Here is a 14,961-nt window from a genome sequence, read left to right on the forward strand (position 1 = left end):
GCGGTACAATTGTTTAGTTATAAGTTACTTTTTTTATTTCAAAGGAATTTCTGCTGTATCGTTTAGAGACTTTTTTGTATCGGATAAGAATTTTTACTATAAAAAAGATTTTTGAATTAATTGCAATTTGTATCAGCCAATGGATTCGAAACAAAAAGCCGATACATCCTTAGGAAGTATCGACCTGAAAGTACTTATTAGTGTATTCATATTCAAAAGTTTTAATCAAATTTTTACAAGATTAGCATAAAAAGATTTTAATAGGTTCTTTATTTTCTAAATAAAGAGAAAAGCCATCCCCATTTATCTTTAGGCTTTTGGATCACAACTTCTAAACGTTTATTAAAGTTATCCTGTGATCGCCATTCTATTCTCTGTTCTTCTCGCATGTTTTGTATTTCTTCTTGTAAAAAATCCATTTTTTGTTTTTCTTGTTCCATTAATGTCTCGTATTGGATTTTTTGTTGTTCAGCTAATTTTTCAATTTTGTTATAAGTTTTTTTGGAAGAATTTCCAATATTTGCACTTATATCATGATGATCTTGTTGAAGCCTGGAAACCGCTGTTTTAAGTTCTGTCATATCATTTTTCAGTTGAACATTCATTTCACGTGCAGCTGCAAGTTCACTTACTAAAAACCTTAAGAACTCTTTTAATTGATTAGGGTCATGTGGTAGGTTTTCATATGTATCTGATATGGCAATTTGTGTTTCATCGTAACCTTCTAATCTTTCTTTTTGTTGAAAAACGAGGTCTTTTGCAGTATCTTCCAGGGGCTTTTCTGAATCGCGTAACGCTATAAGCACTCTAATATCAGATTGAACAAATATACGCCGATCGCCATCTTTCAAGAACTCATATCCATTGCGCTCTAAGATTTGACCATACTTTCGAACAGTAGGTGTTGCGATACCCAGTTCTTCTGCTACTTCCTTGGAAGAAAAAGCTCGTTCATTCGGTTGTATATCACTTCGCATAACGGACCTCCTTTTTAACAAATATGAAGGATTTTTCGGCATATTGCAACATATATCACTGTGATACAAAAAAACAAGTGATGATTGCCTACTTCAAAAGTTTTGAGAGAAGCACTCTTACAAAAGCATTTTCAATATAAATATTGAGTTGGAAACGGCAAAAATTACAGTTTGAACAGTTGATTTATGAATTGTTCTACAAATAAGTCTTAGAAAGAATATGAACGATACATATACTAACTCATACTTTATAATCTTAAAGCTATTAATTGAAATCGCCTAAAAAATCCCCTTTTCACACTTAAGGAAAATAGGGGATCAACTCATTATACTAAAATTGACATTAATTAGAGCCTAAAGCACCAACTACCGGATGTGGAACATAAAGCTCTTCCAAATACGCAACTTCTTCAGCCGTTAAATTAACCGACAATGCACCAAGTGAATCTTCTAGATGTGAAATTTTTGTAGCCCCAATAATTGGCGCTGATACTGGTTCTTTCTGCAGTAACCAAGCAAGAGCAATTTTTGATTTTGAAACTCCATGTTTTTCCGCAATTTCCGCAACACGCTCCACTACAAGTCGATCCGTGTTTTCTGTGGCACCATATTTAGATTTCTGAGTATCATCAGTTTCAGATCGAAGCGTCGATTCTGACCAATCACGCGTCAATCTTCCTGATGCAAGCGGGCTATATGGAATTACGCCGATATTTTCTTCCTTACAAAGAGGCAGCATCTCTCTTTCCTCTTCACGGTATATAAGGTTGAGATGATTTTGCATCGAGACAAATTTGGTCCATCCATTTTTCTCTGCAACATGTAAAGCCTTCAAAAACTGCCAAGCATACATAGCGGAAGCACCGATATATCTTACCTTTCCAGCCTTCACTAAATCATGAAGTGCCTCCATTGTTTCCTTGATCGGGGTGTTATAATCCCAACGATGGATTTGGTATAAATCCACATAATCTGTTCCAAGGCGTTTAAGACTTTTATCAATTTCACTCATAATATGCTTTCGGGAAAGTCCAGAACCGTTAGGACCTTTGTGCATAGGGAAATATACCTTCGTAGCAAGTACTATTTCATCTCGATTGGCATAATCTTTTAAAGCTCTTCCAACAAATTCTTCACTAGTACCATCTGAATAGACATTCGCCGTATCAAAAAAGTTGATACCTAAATCTAGTGCCTTTTTAATGATTGTACGGCTACTCTCCTCATCGATTACCCATGGATGGATCCAACGTTTTGCATCCCCAAATCCCATACAACCAAGGCAAAGTCGAGATATTTCTAATCCTGTATTCCCAAGTTTTGTGTATTCCATTTTTATATCCTCACTTTCGGAAAAATGTAATCTATTAATCTTAGCGTACTATTTAAACAAATTCTCAAAATCAAACTATACCTGGACTACATCACTAAAATTATGATTGATAATCTCTATTAATTTAAATTCCCTGTTCTGAAACTCAAATTTCAAGATACAACAATTTCCAATTCGATCTTGTTGTGTAATAGAGCTTTTATGTTCCCAATACCTCATAAAATTTCTCAATGCTGCTCCATGAGAAACAGCTAATACTACTTCATTATCTTCTTCCATTATTTTTTGACATGTAGTAGCCATTCTTTGTTGCAGTTCTTTTTGGTCTTCTCCGCCAAACTTAACAAAAAAGTCGCCTGTTAGAGGTGAATCACACCAACCTTGAATCTTCCTTCTTTTATTAAATAATGTTTGTCCATGTCTCATTAAATAAAAAGTCTTTTTCATTTGTATCCCCCTTTTGAATCTTAAAAGCATATTTTAAAAATCAAGTGGTAAGAATTCATTTGACCTTTTTTAGCCTTAATAACAACTTACAATCTAATATTATCAATATATTATTTTTAATCGTTAGCATATTCCTATCAAATAATTACCTAATACTCTTAGTTCCAGAATAAGTTTAACAAACTGACCACAAAAAAACCCAAACCTTTGTTATGTTTGGGTTTGAGCTTTTTAAGGTTATTCTAAATTGTTCTTCTTAAGACCTTGCTGTTGTAGTGTATTTTTCTTCCAAAGTCTTCTTTAAAAATACTGCTAATTCGAGCATTCCGAATTTTCCAGCTTTTTCTTCTGCATCGGAGTTATAGTTCGTATTTGTATTAATATCATAAGTAAAAATAGTACCTTCAGCATTTCTGATAAATTCGATTCCAGCAACTTGAATCTTATTTTTAGCTAGAACTTCTTTATACTTTTCTAAAATTTCGTCATCAAAACCATCGATGATTTGGAACTTAGGCTTCTCTTCTACTTCTTCTCCTACTGGGCAGAATAAATCACCAATTTGGCATGCATCCGCTGGACAAAGTTCAAAACCTTCTGAAGTATCAACTTTAACTGCATAAACAAAGTTTCCGCCAACAAACTCGCAACGAGTGATGTAGCTTTCAGGTGATTTGATATATTCTTGAATAAGTGTAATACCATCGACTGGTTCTTCAAAAGTCGGTCCTTCGACATAAGCTTTTAAAGCATCAACACTATGGAATAATTGGACACCTAACCCTTTACCAGCACGATTATGCTTCGTAATAAACGACTGTCCTACAAAGCCATTAGCTGCTTTAAGAATGTTTTCTTTACCAACAGCTGCGATTGTTTTTGGGGTCTTAACACCATACTTATTTAGCTCTAAGTATTGTAAAACTTTACTAACTTCTAACTTTAGAGCATTTGTTCCATTTAACACCGTACGACCATGTGCTTCAAGCCAAGCTAATACTTGCCCAGTAAATTCTGCTGCAAAACGATGATCACGTGTATGAGAAGAAGCACTCATTCTGCTATAAAAGATCCCTTCTGGTGGTTCTGTTGATAAATCTACCGTACCTTCGTCTAGATGCCATTCTTCATAAGGAACTCCAAGCTCCTCTAATCGTTTTGTTAAATGGATTGTCCACTCACTGTTTTCATGTATTACATATACCTTACTCATTTTTATATCCCCTTTCTAGCTTTTTATTAAACTACGTTTTTGTTCTACTAAAGGCATAACCTGCTTTGAAAAGCGTTCCATTTCCTCTAGTTGAGGTGAAAATTGTAATAATAATAAGTCTAATCCAGCTTCTTCATATTGTAAAATTCGGTCTGCAATTTGCTCAGGTGTTCCTACTAGATTTGGTCTAAGACCACGATTTGAAACTGAGTAATCTTGTAATTGGATTTGTTGCTCTAATTGTGATTTTGTCGTGAAGTCTTTAAAGCCAGCATAACCGCTTGAGTCTTTCACTGTGGTAATTTTTTCTAGCTCAACCAAAGCCTCTTCTTCTGTATCTCTACAAATAACATAAGCAGCCATACCGAAAGAATTTAAAGGTGCATTGCCAGTTTGTTCACGGCGTACCTTCATATCTGCTACTTTCTGATTGATTTCTTCAACTGTTCCACCATGCATCACATATGCGTCACATTTTTCAACAATTGTTTGCTTACCTTTGTCACTTTCACCACCTGCATAAAGAATCGGGTTTGGTCTTTGAACAGGTTTTGGAGCAAGCTTCGTATCCTTTAAGTCGTAAAATTTTCCTGAATAATTGAACGTTTCTTCTGTCCATAAGCCTTTTAGGACATCAATAAACTCCTCTGTACGAGCATAGCGCTCATCATGTTCTGTAAAAATACCGCCATATTGACGAGCTTCTTCTGCCCACCATGCAGAAACGACGTTTAGCGTAAAACGACCGTTACTGATTTGATCAATATTAGCTGCCATTTTTGCTGTTACTGCAGGATTATGAAAACCTGGACGAATCGCGGTCATAATTTCGATTTTTTCCGTCACTGCAGCAAGTGCCGCTGCTGTTGACCAAGCTTCAAGTGAATCCTGCTCCGGACCTTTAATATCGTTTAAATATAATTCAGCTATTAAAGTAGTCGAGTATCCCCATTTTTCAGCTGATTGAATGACCTCTTTAGCATATTCAAATGTCGGTGGCATGCTTTCGTCATCCACATTACGTAACCATCCTCCAAAAATCGGTAACCAAAAACCATATTTCATTTCTATTCTCTCCTTTATCATTAAAATTGTCTAGTTTTCGCATTGGTTAAGTTGGGTTTTTATTTAATGAGATTCTTCTCAAAAATGAATTATGTTCAACCTCCAATGTAAATAAATCAGAAAATAAAAAGCCTCTTTCATTCAGAAAGAGGCATCGGAAACAATTGTTTTCGACTTATCTATCAGAATGATTTCATTCTGCAGGAAGTGGCACCGTTCCTTAATAAGGAGGTTGCCGGACGTCATAGGGCCTGATCCCTCGGTCACTCTCGATAAGTTTGTGTTATGTAATTTCATTAACTGAATAATAAATCCTAGTAAACAGATTGTCAATAAGGGAATTTAAACGTTTTTATCAAAAAAGCTCTTTCATTGTTGTATTTATTAGAAAAAATAAAATTTTATAATTATTTAATTAAGATTATATCGAAGTATTTAATACATAGTTCCAGTACCCTATAGGAAATCCATAACCTTTTATGAGTATGTTATTTTCAACTTCTCGTTTTTTTACTTACTCATGAACTTTTATGAGTTACTAAATTTCGTATTTCTGCTATTTTACTAGCATATGCCTATAATTAAACGAAAAAAAACCAACGAGTCGTTGGGTGAGTCACTCTACTTATAAATTATTAATTTCATTAGCAGTACGGATTCCTGCTTCTATTGCCCCTTGCATCCACCCAGGAGTGGATGATGCATGCGAACCCCCAAAATGAATTCTTCCTTCAGGTGAGTTGATATAGGGACCGAGTTCTTTTTGTTGATTTGGTTTATACATAATAAATGCTCCACCTGAAAATGAAAATTGCGTCCAACTGTGGGAATATCCTACTAAAAATTCTTTATAAACTACATCACCAAAAATCATTGACAGATTAGCTAATGCTTTATCAATACGCTTATTATTTTTCATATGATCCCAAATAACAGCATCATCTTCCCAGGTGTAGCTTGCTAACATAATTCCCGTTTTAAAACCCATATCATGGCTAGGAAAATAGGAAAATTTGATTGGTAAATCTGTTGTTAGTTTTCCACCATACAATCCAAACCTTTCCCAAAATTTTGTTCTGAACTGAATAGCAATTTTAGTTGAATCTGCATAATGCAATTCTCTAATAACTTTCCATTTTTTATCAGATATAGACTCGTATGGGAAAATATCAACAAAGTTAAATAAAGAATAAGGGATTGTAGAGATAACATAGTCACATTCATACTGACTCTGTCTAGTCAGTATTTCATTTTCTGTGTGGATTGTTACATTGGAATCTCCTTGTATAATTTTGGTTACCCTTTCATTCAATATAATGTTGTCCCTCAATTGTGGTAAAAAAGCTCTTACAAGGTGATCAGTTCCTCCTGTAATTTCATAAAGTTTTAGATTCGGAGTTAAAAGTATTATAACTTCTCGTAATATAGCTGTAAATCCAAGTTCTGGAAAACCTTCCAAACCTACAATTGCTTTAATCATATCGATTGCACCAGTTGATAAAGAATTTCCTACGGGATTGTATTTCAAAAAATTTTCCATTGAATATTGATCGTATTTATCAATAATGATATCCCAGTTTTTATCTGGATCTTGATTTATAAAATCAATCACTGGGCCTATTGCAGTTAACAGTAGCTCTACTGCCGTTTTTCCTTTTTCATTTGGGAGAACAGAATACTTCAAGATATCTGGATTTGATTCATACGTTTTTTGATTTGTTAGTACATTATTAAGATAAATTAAATCATTTGGAGTACTATTAATAAATTCATTTACTTGTAAATTAAATTTATTTATTAATGCAAATGTTAAATGATGAAAAGAAGGGATACGCATAGCACCAAGTTCAATATACTGGTATTCAAGAAATGGCTCTCTTTTTGTATAGATCCGTCCACCAATTCTTCTATTTGCCTCGATAATCGTAACTTGATGCCCTGCTTCTTTCAAAAGTGATGCACTAACTAAACCAGATATACCTCCACCAATTATGGTTACTCGCTTAGGCGAAATTGTTTTAGTTAATCCATTTTGAATGATCTCAAGCATTTCCTCCATTGAAAGGGCTTCTCGAACCAAAGGATACCACCTCATCTTGAAAAAAAGATTATCTTATAAACATTATTCGATTTCAAGTGAATGTAGAATATAAACCTATATTTTGTATATATCTAAGAAAAAAGCTAATTTAAATTCTGTCCATTTAGCTGTTAAAATAAAAAAACACAATGTAAAGAATTTAAGTGAAAAGCCTATTAGCTCAATTAAATAAATAGTATAAAATACTCAAATGGTTCAATAATAATTTTGTACCTACCTCTTTATAAGGAGATTAGTATGAATTTATTTGAGAAAGGAAGTAAATTTATAATGGGAGTATTAAGTGGAAATCCACAAAATGAACCTTTACATTATGGCGAAGTTTACGGTCTATGGAGTCACTTATCGGCTACTAAAGCAGGTGTAGATACTTATCAAGTTTATATTAACCATACAGGTGATGAAGAGTTAAGAGCATTTTTAAAACAAGTAATTGAAAATTCAATGAAACCTGCAATTAAAGAAATTGAAGAAGTACTTCTACATAATGATATTGCAGTCCCTCCTACTCCATCAGAACGACCAGAAGCTGATTTAGAACAAATTCCAGCTGGTGCTAGGCTTCAAGATGCTCAAATCGCTTACATGGTTGCTGCTGGAATTGCTGCTGGAGTTTCAGCTGATGCTACATTAATGAGTCAATCAATTCGTGAAGATATTGGCACTATGTTTGCTAGTTTTGGTGCTAAAAAAGCGAAAGATGGCGCGGCACTACTACAAATGATGAAAACAAAAGGTTGGTTAGTTCCACCACCTCTTCACCTTGAAACAAAGCAACAACAACATTAAAAAAATTGTCCACCTATAAAATTAGGTGGACTTTTTTAAGTTTATGTTAGTGCAGTCTTATTGCAATTTGGTATTTCAAATGAAGCCATATTTCCTAGCCAATAGATTGAATAAGACTTCTTTAAGCAGATGGTACCCCCATATCAGTACTTACCGCTAAAGCAAGCTTACGCACAATTTTTTGTAGGACAAAGTTATCTTAAAACCTTAATTGCCGATCCTAAAGTGAATGTTGGTGTTGGGAACGTGACTTTTGAACCTGGTTGTAGAAATAATTGGCATATCCATCATGATGGATTCCAAATTTTATTAGTAACCGGCGGAGAAGGTTGGTACCAAGAAGAAGGTAAACCCGCTCAATTCTTAAAGGCTGGTGATGTGATTGTTACCCACGATGGAGTAAAACACTGGCATGGTGCTGCAAAGGATAGTTGGTTTGAACACATGCAATAACTGCAGGTACACCGGAGTGGTTGGAATCTGTTTCAGACGAAGAATACGGAACATTGACTAAGTAATTGTATTCATTGTTCTTAAGAACTAATATTTGAATTAACAGCGTATATATACTAAATTTCCACTTAAAATCTTTTTAAATTTAAAAAGAATATATGTGAAATAAATTTCTCATAATAAGTTCAGGAGGGATTTTTATGAAGCATATAAAAGCATTAATAATTAAATTTATTGCTTGTCTTGCATTATTATATATAATTTTGGGTGTTGGGTACGATATGGCATTTAGAAATGTATTTCTGATATCGTTAGTCTTAGGAGTAATCGCATATATAGTTGGTGATCTATTGATCTTACCCAAAACAAATAATACTATAGCAACAATAGCGGATGCAGGACTAGCATACTTAATTATTTGGTATATGGGATCAAAATTAACATATGGTGGTAGTATGGTAACTCCAGCTTTAATTTCCGCAATTGGCATAGCTTTGTTTGAAATCTTTTTTCATAAATATGTTTATCATAATGTTATTAAACATACAGAGCATCGAGAAAATGTATCAACTGGAAATTTACGATATCAAACCGAGGCATCAGAAGAATTGACTCCTGATCTACAAGACGAAAAAATTAAAAAATAACCTATATTTTTAAAATAGTCGATTTTTCTATATACTTTTTCTTCAAAATTAATAGATTGTAGTAAGTATTTCTTGTTTACCAAATATCACCTGTTTGAAAGAGAAACTAAGGTTTCTCTTTTTTTAATATTAATGAAAATATAAACCAAGAAAAAAGTACAGAATGAAAGAGAATTCCCCACCCTGTACTACCTCATTTTATTTCATTCGTTTTTTATATACCTTCATCGAAATCACATAAAACAAAATACCAATTACCACTAACCATAACAATGCTGTTACAATCGCACCGTAGTCCGGCTGCCCAGCTAAAAGGGAACGTACACTTTCGGCAATTGGTGTCATTGGCTGATTTTCGGCAAAAGCTCGAAGCTTGCTACCCATATTATTTGTTGGTACAAAGGCAGAACTAACGAACATTAAGCCCATTAGCAGATAAGAGAATACGCTCGCACCTTCATACGATTTTGACATTAGCCCGCATGCGACTGCAATCCAAGTGAATGAAAATACGGTTAGCAGGATCATACCAGCTGCTAATAGCCACTCCACAAAATCAGCGTGAGGACGGAATCCCATGATAAAAGAAATGAGAATCACTGCAGCAACTGATAATAAGTTTAATATTAATGTTGAGATGACATGCCCTCCCAATATCGATGACTTGGCGATTGGCATGGAATGGAAACGATCAAAGATTCCTTTAGTCATGTCTGTGTTCACTCGAACTGCTGTATAGGAAATCCCCATTCCAATACACATAAGCAACACACCTGGAACGATAAAATTCACATAATCTACTTTATCCATTGTCATTGCACTACCAAAAATATAGACAAAAGCAAGCATAAGCATAATCGGCATGAGAATCGTTGTGATAATTGTATCAATACTTCGAAGTGAATGCTTCATCACCCGACTACTCATTGTAATTGTATCGCTGAAAAAATGGTTTCCCCTCATTCCTATTCTCCTTTCTTTCCGGTAACAGCGAGGAAAATTTCCTCAAGGTTCGGCTGTTTTTCTACGTATTCCACTTTTTTAGGTGGAAGAATTGCTTTTAATTCACTCAATGTACCTTGAACAAGAATTTTTCCTTCATGTAAAATCGCAATTCGGTCAGCTAGTTGTTCGGCTTCTTCTAAATATTGTGTCGTGAGAAAAACGGTAATACCAGCTTTCGCCATATCCCGAATCACTTCCCACAAAGCTAAACGTGCTTCTGGATCAAGTCCAACAGAAGGCTCATCAAGAAAAACAAGTTCAGGTGACCCAAGTACTGTCATTGCTAAATCCAAGCGTCGTTTCATACCGCCTGAATAAGTAGCAAGAGCACGATTACCAGCTTCAACTAAATCAAAGCGACGTAGACTTTCTTCTACAGCTTCTTTCCGATTAGGCAAGTGGCGAAGTTTTGCTACTAGATCAAGATTTTCACGTCCTGTCAAAATATCATCTACTGCAACGTTTTGTCCGGTTAGACTGATTTTCTCACGTACTTGTTGTGGGTTTGTTTGAAGGTTGGCATTACAAACTTCGATTTCCCCCTTATCTGCTTGCAATAATGTAGTCAAAATTTTAATAATAGTTGTTTTACCGGCACCATTTGACCCAAGTAACGCGAAGACACTGCCTTTTTCCACTTCAAAATCAACACCTTTGAGAACCTCAATTTCCTTGAAGGATTTTTTTAGCCCTTTCACTGAAATTGCTCTATTACTCATAATTATTTCCCTCCCATATATATAGTTGAAAGCGCGTTTCACTGCGTCGTAGCGCCTGCAACTATTTTTTTATATATCACGCTTATTTTTTCTTACCCACACGATCTAGAATGCTTTTGTTTAAATTATTGCGTAACTTATCGTCCCATCTCTTCGCTTGATCGGTAAGTCCATTAGCAAATGCTGTCAAGTCTTCACCAGTCACTTCCAATACGTCTTTGCCATCTGCCGCACCAGCTTCAAACAAATCAATGAGATCATATTGGATTCTCAGCATATCCATCCCACTTCCAGAGGCGAAACTCCACATATAGTTGCAGATTGTTTTGTAGGCTTCTGAGTAGTTTCCAGGCAAAGCTTCCACACGCGCCATCATTTCTTTGTACTCTTTTTTGTCATCCAGTATCTTTTTGATAAAATTTATCATGATATTTAGCCCCCTAATTTATTTTTTATTCGTCCATATTTTTACTTGCTGTTCTACTCTACTCTCAATGTCTTTTTTCAAATCTACTTGCCCTGATTCTCTATCTAGTTTTGAGAGAGCCATCAATTCGTCAGCAAATGCCGCCACGTCTTCACCGGTAACATCTAGCACATGCTTGCCTTCTGCTGAACTTGCTTCAAACAGTTCATACAAATTGATAATTTCTTCACCAAATCCATATCCGAAATTCCACATGTATTTTTGAATCTTTTTAAACACAAATGCGTAATCTTTCGGAAGGGCATTTACTTTTTTCATAAATGCTTTGTATTCCTTCTTGCTTTCTAAATCGCCAATGATTAGCTCTATAAATTTCTTCATATTACTTCTCCCCTTTTAAGCTATTTATTTTCGATGAAACAAAATCCCACTTTTTCCAAAATTGCTGTAATTCCTCATGACCAGCTTCTGTTAATGAATAAAACTTTCGAGGTGGGCCCATTTCAGAACGTTTTTTCTCAATATTTACTAATTCCTTCTTTTCCAGCCTGATCAAAATCGTGTAAACTGTACCTTCGACAACCTCTGTAAAACCTAAATCATTTAGGAGTCGAGTAATCTCATAGCCGTAAGTATCACCTCGACTTATGATTTCAAGTACACAGCCTTCTAATGAACCTTTGAGCATTTCTGTTAAATTTTCCATTGCTTACACCTCCTTTAAAATTTGGTTAAATAGTTTTCGGCCTATTTTGAATACATAAAACCACTTCTCAAGCTAATTAGTAATACAGATATTCAGTGTCACTTAGTACTGAATAAAAAAAATATCTAAATAGCCTATGGAGCAAGGATTTCATTTGATAATTTTCACATGAATTCTTTTCAGCTATTTAGCGTGACTGATATTCAGTGTTACTTAGTAATAGTATATTGTATTACTGAGTAGAGAAAATGTGAACCATTTTATAAATAAATTTATAACATTTTCAACTATTTAGTATTACAGATATTCAGTATTACTTAGTACCATTACATAGTAACACTAAGTAGTGTAATTATCAAGTTGTTAACAAAAAATTAATGTTTTGTTTTACCCCGAAAACGAAATCTAAATAAAAGCAGATAATAATTCATATCTATTACTTAATTATTTTTGAAAAAAGCAAAAGAATACGCGAAGCTTTCTCGGAAAGAATAGACGGGTAAAGCTAGATGAAGAGGTGTTGTTATGAATCATAAAGTTTTGCCAAGAAATGAATGGATTGAAGCGAGGAAAAAACTCTTACAGAAAGAAAAAGACTTCACAAAGTTACGGGATGAACTTACACAGCAGAGACGAGATTTGCCGTAGGAAGCCGTTAGCAAGCCTTACATATTTGACAGTCCAAACGGTAAAGTATCATTAGCAGACCTATTTAATGAAAGAAGTCAATTAATCGTTCACCATTTCATGTTCAGTCCAAATAGTCCTTCGAATCATTTAGATTCTCAGGACTATTTTTATATCATCTACTATAAGGGGTACAGTCTACTAATTGGTGCTTTTTGTAATTTAATAGGTTACTTTACCGATACGTATCATTGTTCATACAAAATAATTGTTAATGTTATTTAATGAATTAGCAATTTGTCTTATTCCTTTTTCAATATCTGTAGGTTCACAATTGGAAACATTGATTTTTAATAATTTTTCTTGAAAATAGTTATCTAAATAGTTTTGCTTAATAGATTTCACCTGAATATTTTGTTCATTTAATTGTTTAATTAATGCAGTCATATCAACTTGTTTGGGCAAAACAATATGACTGTGCATTACGTGGTCGGTTGCGTACTTGAAATTTATTAGATGAGTTTTTAAAGACGTTTGAAGTATTTGAGCACGAGCTAGATATTTATCTCTGACTTGTTTTTGATAGTGTTCAAACATACCACTTTTTAGATACAGCTCTATAGCTGCTTGTGAAATCATTGAACTATCAATATCATTTACTGTTTTATATTGCTGAAAAGTTTCTATTAACGAATCAGGTAAAACTGCTATACCAATACGTAAACCTGGGAACATTATTTTCGAAAAACTTTTCAAGTAAATAACACGGCCATGCAGATCATTTGCAAACAGTGGATCATTTTTATTCATATATTCAAAATCTGCTAAATAATCATCCTCTACAATATAAACATTGTATTTATAAGCTAATTTTAAGATTTCTAATTTTTCTTTTTTATTATAGGAAGTTCCTAATGGGTTTTGAAATCTTGGCATAGTATAAAAAAATTTTATATCACCTTCACGGAAAATTTGTTCGAGTTCTTGTAAATTAATCCCCTCTATTGTTCGCTTTATCCCTATTACAGGTAATTTATATAATTTTACTAAGTCAATGTATAAATGATAGCTTGGCTGCTCTATTAAAATCTTAGTTTTATTATTTGAAAAAGGCATAGTACTCAGTAAAAAAAGAGCTTGCTGAACGCCTGAAGTAATAAATATTTGTTTTTTTTGAGTAAATACTTGATATGATTTTAATAATTTTTCAACCTCATTTATTAACGATGGTAAGCCCTTATTGGTACCGTATCGAAATAAGTCAGCTTGAAACGTATCAATTGCTTTATTTAAACAATGTTGGAAATCTTGATACGGAAACGAATGCCAATTAGGAGCTGAAGTCGCAAAATCAATTTTACTCGTTTTAAATGGCTGTATAAACATCTTATGCTCAACTACATAAAAACCACTTTTGGGTCTTGCATAAATAAGGTGTTGATTTTCTAATTTCTCAAGTGCAGTAAGGATACTACTATTACTACAAGCAAATTGATTCGCTAAATTTCGTATTGATGGAATCTTTGATCCCGCTTTTAACTCTCCAGATTGAATTTGAGTAAGTAAAGATTGATATACATATTCATATTTGAGCATTTTATAACTCCTTTAAATAATCCTATATTTTCCCTGTATCGGTACAGATGTTAAATTTTTAAACGTTACATTTTAAAAAGCACATAAAATATAAGTATCGGCCGGTTCAAAATTTAGTATAGGGAGAGATGTATTTTGCCAGAACAAAAAACAAAGCAAACTCTTTCATTGAAAGATTCAATCGAATCACGTCGTAGTATTCGAAAATTCATTCAAGAAACAATTCAAGACGAAGAAATCCAAGAAATTTTCAAACTTGTTAGATTAACACCTAGTGCATGGAATATTCAACCATGGCATTTTCATATTATCAAGGATATTCAACTAAAGGAAAAACTTCAAGAAGCAGCTTATGGTCAGAGACAAGTAACCTCTGCTCCAGCAGTTGTAATTATTTCAGTTGATATGGAGAATTCAATTAGCCGTTCATCGGAAACAATCCATCCTGGTATTTCTGAAGATCGAAAGCAAATTGAAATAGCTAATCTTTCATCAGTTTTTGAAAAGATGAGTAAAGGGGAAAAAATAGCATGGGGTCTAACACAGGCAAATATTGCACTCGGTTTTCTTTTACTAGCAATTCAAGGACTTGGTTATTCTAGCGTGCCAATGTTGGGTTTTGATGAAGAGAAAGTTAAAGAACTGTTAGGTCTTCCCGAGCATGTAGCTTTTGCTGCTATGGTACCATTTGGCCGCGCAGACTCAGACGGTTATGAACATCATCGTTTTGAATTAGATAAGATTATTACTTTTCATTAATCACAAGGAGCAGGCTTTTTAAACCTGCTCCTTTCAACAATATGGTTGAATCCTCCTGTACCGATACAGATACAAATTATTTACCTCGATAAGAATT

At 34.0% G+C, this 14,961-nt stretch carries 15 protein-coding genes, 2 pseudogenes and 1 riboswitch; of the genes and pseudogenes, 5 read left to right on the forward strand and 12 right to left on the reverse strand.

Annotated elements, in window-relative coordinates:
• Nucleotides 1-269: 269 nt before the first annotated feature.
• The 6 genes from CN514_RS04180 to CN514_RS04205 form a co-directional block, all read right to left on the reverse strand.
• Nucleotides 270-977, reverse strand: coding sequence for a hypothetical protein (locus tag CN514_RS04180; RefSeq protein WP_098231516.1), 708 nt, complete (start codon nt 975-977; stop codon nt 270-272).
• Between the two features lie 343 nt (nt 978-1,320).
• Nucleotides 1,321-2,310, reverse strand: a complete 990-nt coding sequence (locus CN514_RS04185) for an aldo/keto reductase (RefSeq protein WP_098231517.1) — start codon at nt 2,308-2,310, stop codon at nt 1,321-1,323.
• A gap of 75 nt (nt 2,311-2,385) precedes the next feature.
• Nucleotides 2,386-2,757, reverse strand: coding sequence for a histidine phosphatase family protein (locus CN514_RS04190; RefSeq protein ID WP_098231518.1), 372 nt, complete (start codon nt 2,755-2,757; stop codon nt 2,386-2,388).
• Between the two features lie 256 nt (nt 2,758-3,013).
• The gene (locus CN514_RS04195) at nt 3,014-3,970 is read right to left on the reverse strand and encodes an ATP-grasp domain-containing protein (protein ID WP_098231519.1); all 957 of its coding nucleotides are present in this window, start codon (nt 3,968-3,970) and stop codon (nt 3,014-3,016) included.
• A 15-nt stretch (nt 3,971-3,985) separates the two neighbouring features.
• The gene (locus CN514_RS04200; protein ID WP_098231520.1) at nt 3,986-5,035 is read right to left on the reverse strand and encodes an LLM class flavin-dependent oxidoreductase; all 1,050 of its coding nucleotides are present in this window, start codon (nt 5,033-5,035) and stop codon (nt 3,986-3,988) included.
• A gap of 172 nt (nt 5,036-5,207) precedes the next feature.
• Nucleotides 5,208-5,314: riboswitch (SAM riboswitch) on the reverse strand.
• 346 nt (nt 5,315-5,660) lie between these two features.
• Complete coding sequence (locus CN514_RS04205; protein WP_098231540.1) at nt 5,661-7,094, reverse strand: flavin monoamine oxidase family protein; 1,434 nt, start codon at nt 7,092-7,094, stop codon at nt 5,661-5,663.
• A 279-nt stretch (nt 7,095-7,373) separates the two neighbouring features.
• Here CN514_RS04205 and CN514_RS04210 point away from each other — a divergent pair, with 279 nt between their 5' ends.
• The 3 genes and pseudogenes from CN514_RS04210 to CN514_RS04220 all read left to right on the forward strand — a co-directional run bounded on the left by CN514_RS04210 (nt 7,374) and on the right by CN514_RS04220 (nt 9,025).
• Entirely contained in the window at nt 7,374-7,925 is a 552-nt protein-coding gene (locus tag CN514_RS04210; RefSeq protein WP_098231521.1) for a DUF3231 family protein, read from the forward strand.
• 129 nt (nt 7,926-8,054) lie between these two features.
• A pseudogene (locus CN514_RS04215) lies at nt 8,055-8,443 on the forward strand (cupin domain-containing protein).
• 135 nt (nt 8,444-8,578) lie between these two features.
• Nucleotides 8,579-9,025, forward strand: coding sequence for a YndM family protein (locus tag CN514_RS04220; protein WP_098231522.1), 447 nt, complete (start codon nt 8,579-8,581; stop codon nt 9,023-9,025).
• 198 nt (nt 9,026-9,223) lie between these two features.
• On the opposite strand, the gene CN514_RS04225 is transcribed toward CN514_RS04220, so the two are convergent.
• The 5 genes from CN514_RS04225 to CN514_RS04245 form a co-directional block, all read right to left on the reverse strand.
• Nucleotides 9,224-9,988 (reverse strand): ABC transporter permease, encoded by a 765-nt coding sequence (locus CN514_RS04225; RefSeq protein WP_098231523.1) that lies wholly within the window; start codon nt 9,986-9,988, stop codon nt 9,224-9,226.
• A 2-nt stretch (nt 9,989-9,990) separates the two neighbouring features.
• Complete coding sequence (locus tag CN514_RS04230) at nt 9,991-10,749, reverse strand: ABC transporter ATP-binding protein (protein ID WP_098231524.1); 759 nt, start codon at nt 10,747-10,749, stop codon at nt 9,991-9,993.
• 82 nt (nt 10,750-10,831) lie between these two features.
• On the reverse strand, nt 10,832-11,176 hold the full coding sequence (locus tag CN514_RS04235) for a DUF1048 domain-containing protein (RefSeq protein ID WP_097976037.1): 345 nt from the start codon (nt 11,174-11,176) through the stop codon (nt 10,832-10,834).
• Between the two features lie 18 nt (nt 11,177-11,194).
• Nucleotides 11,195-11,557, reverse strand: coding sequence for a DUF1048 domain-containing protein (locus CN514_RS04240; RefSeq protein WP_098231525.1), 363 nt, complete (start codon nt 11,555-11,557; stop codon nt 11,195-11,197).
• Nucleotide 11,558: 1 nt separating this feature from the next.
• Nucleotides 11,559-11,882 (reverse strand): PadR family transcriptional regulator, encoded by a 324-nt coding sequence (locus CN514_RS04245; RefSeq protein WP_098231526.1) that lies wholly within the window; start codon nt 11,880-11,882, stop codon nt 11,559-11,561.
• A 525-nt stretch (nt 11,883-12,407) separates the two neighbouring features.
• On the opposite strand from CN514_RS04245, the pseudogene CN514_RS26355 reads away from it, so the two are divergent.
• Nucleotides 12,408-12,794: pseudogene (locus CN514_RS26355) on the forward strand (DUF899 family protein).
• Here the strand turns inward: CN514_RS26355 and CN514_RS04260 are convergent.
• The gene (locus CN514_RS04260) at nt 12,765-14,105 is read right to left on the reverse strand and encodes an aminotransferase-like domain-containing protein (protein WP_098231529.1); all 1,341 of its coding nucleotides are present in this window, start codon (nt 14,103-14,105) and stop codon (nt 12,765-12,767) included. The pseudogene CN514_RS26355 and the gene CN514_RS04260 overlap by 30 nt on opposite strands.
• Nucleotides 14,106-14,240: 135 nt before the next feature.
• Between CN514_RS04260 and CN514_RS04265 the strand changes: the two genes are divergently transcribed.
• Nucleotides 14,241-14,864, forward strand: a complete 624-nt coding sequence (locus CN514_RS04265; protein ID WP_098231530.1) for a nitroreductase family protein — start codon at nt 14,241-14,243, stop codon at nt 14,862-14,864.
• Nucleotides 14,865-14,961: the final 97 nt, after the last annotated feature.

This window comes from Bacillus sp. AFS001701 (genome assembly GCF_002559405.1).
Lineage (GTDB): Bacteria > Bacillota > Bacilli > Bacillales > Bacillaceae_G > Gottfriedia.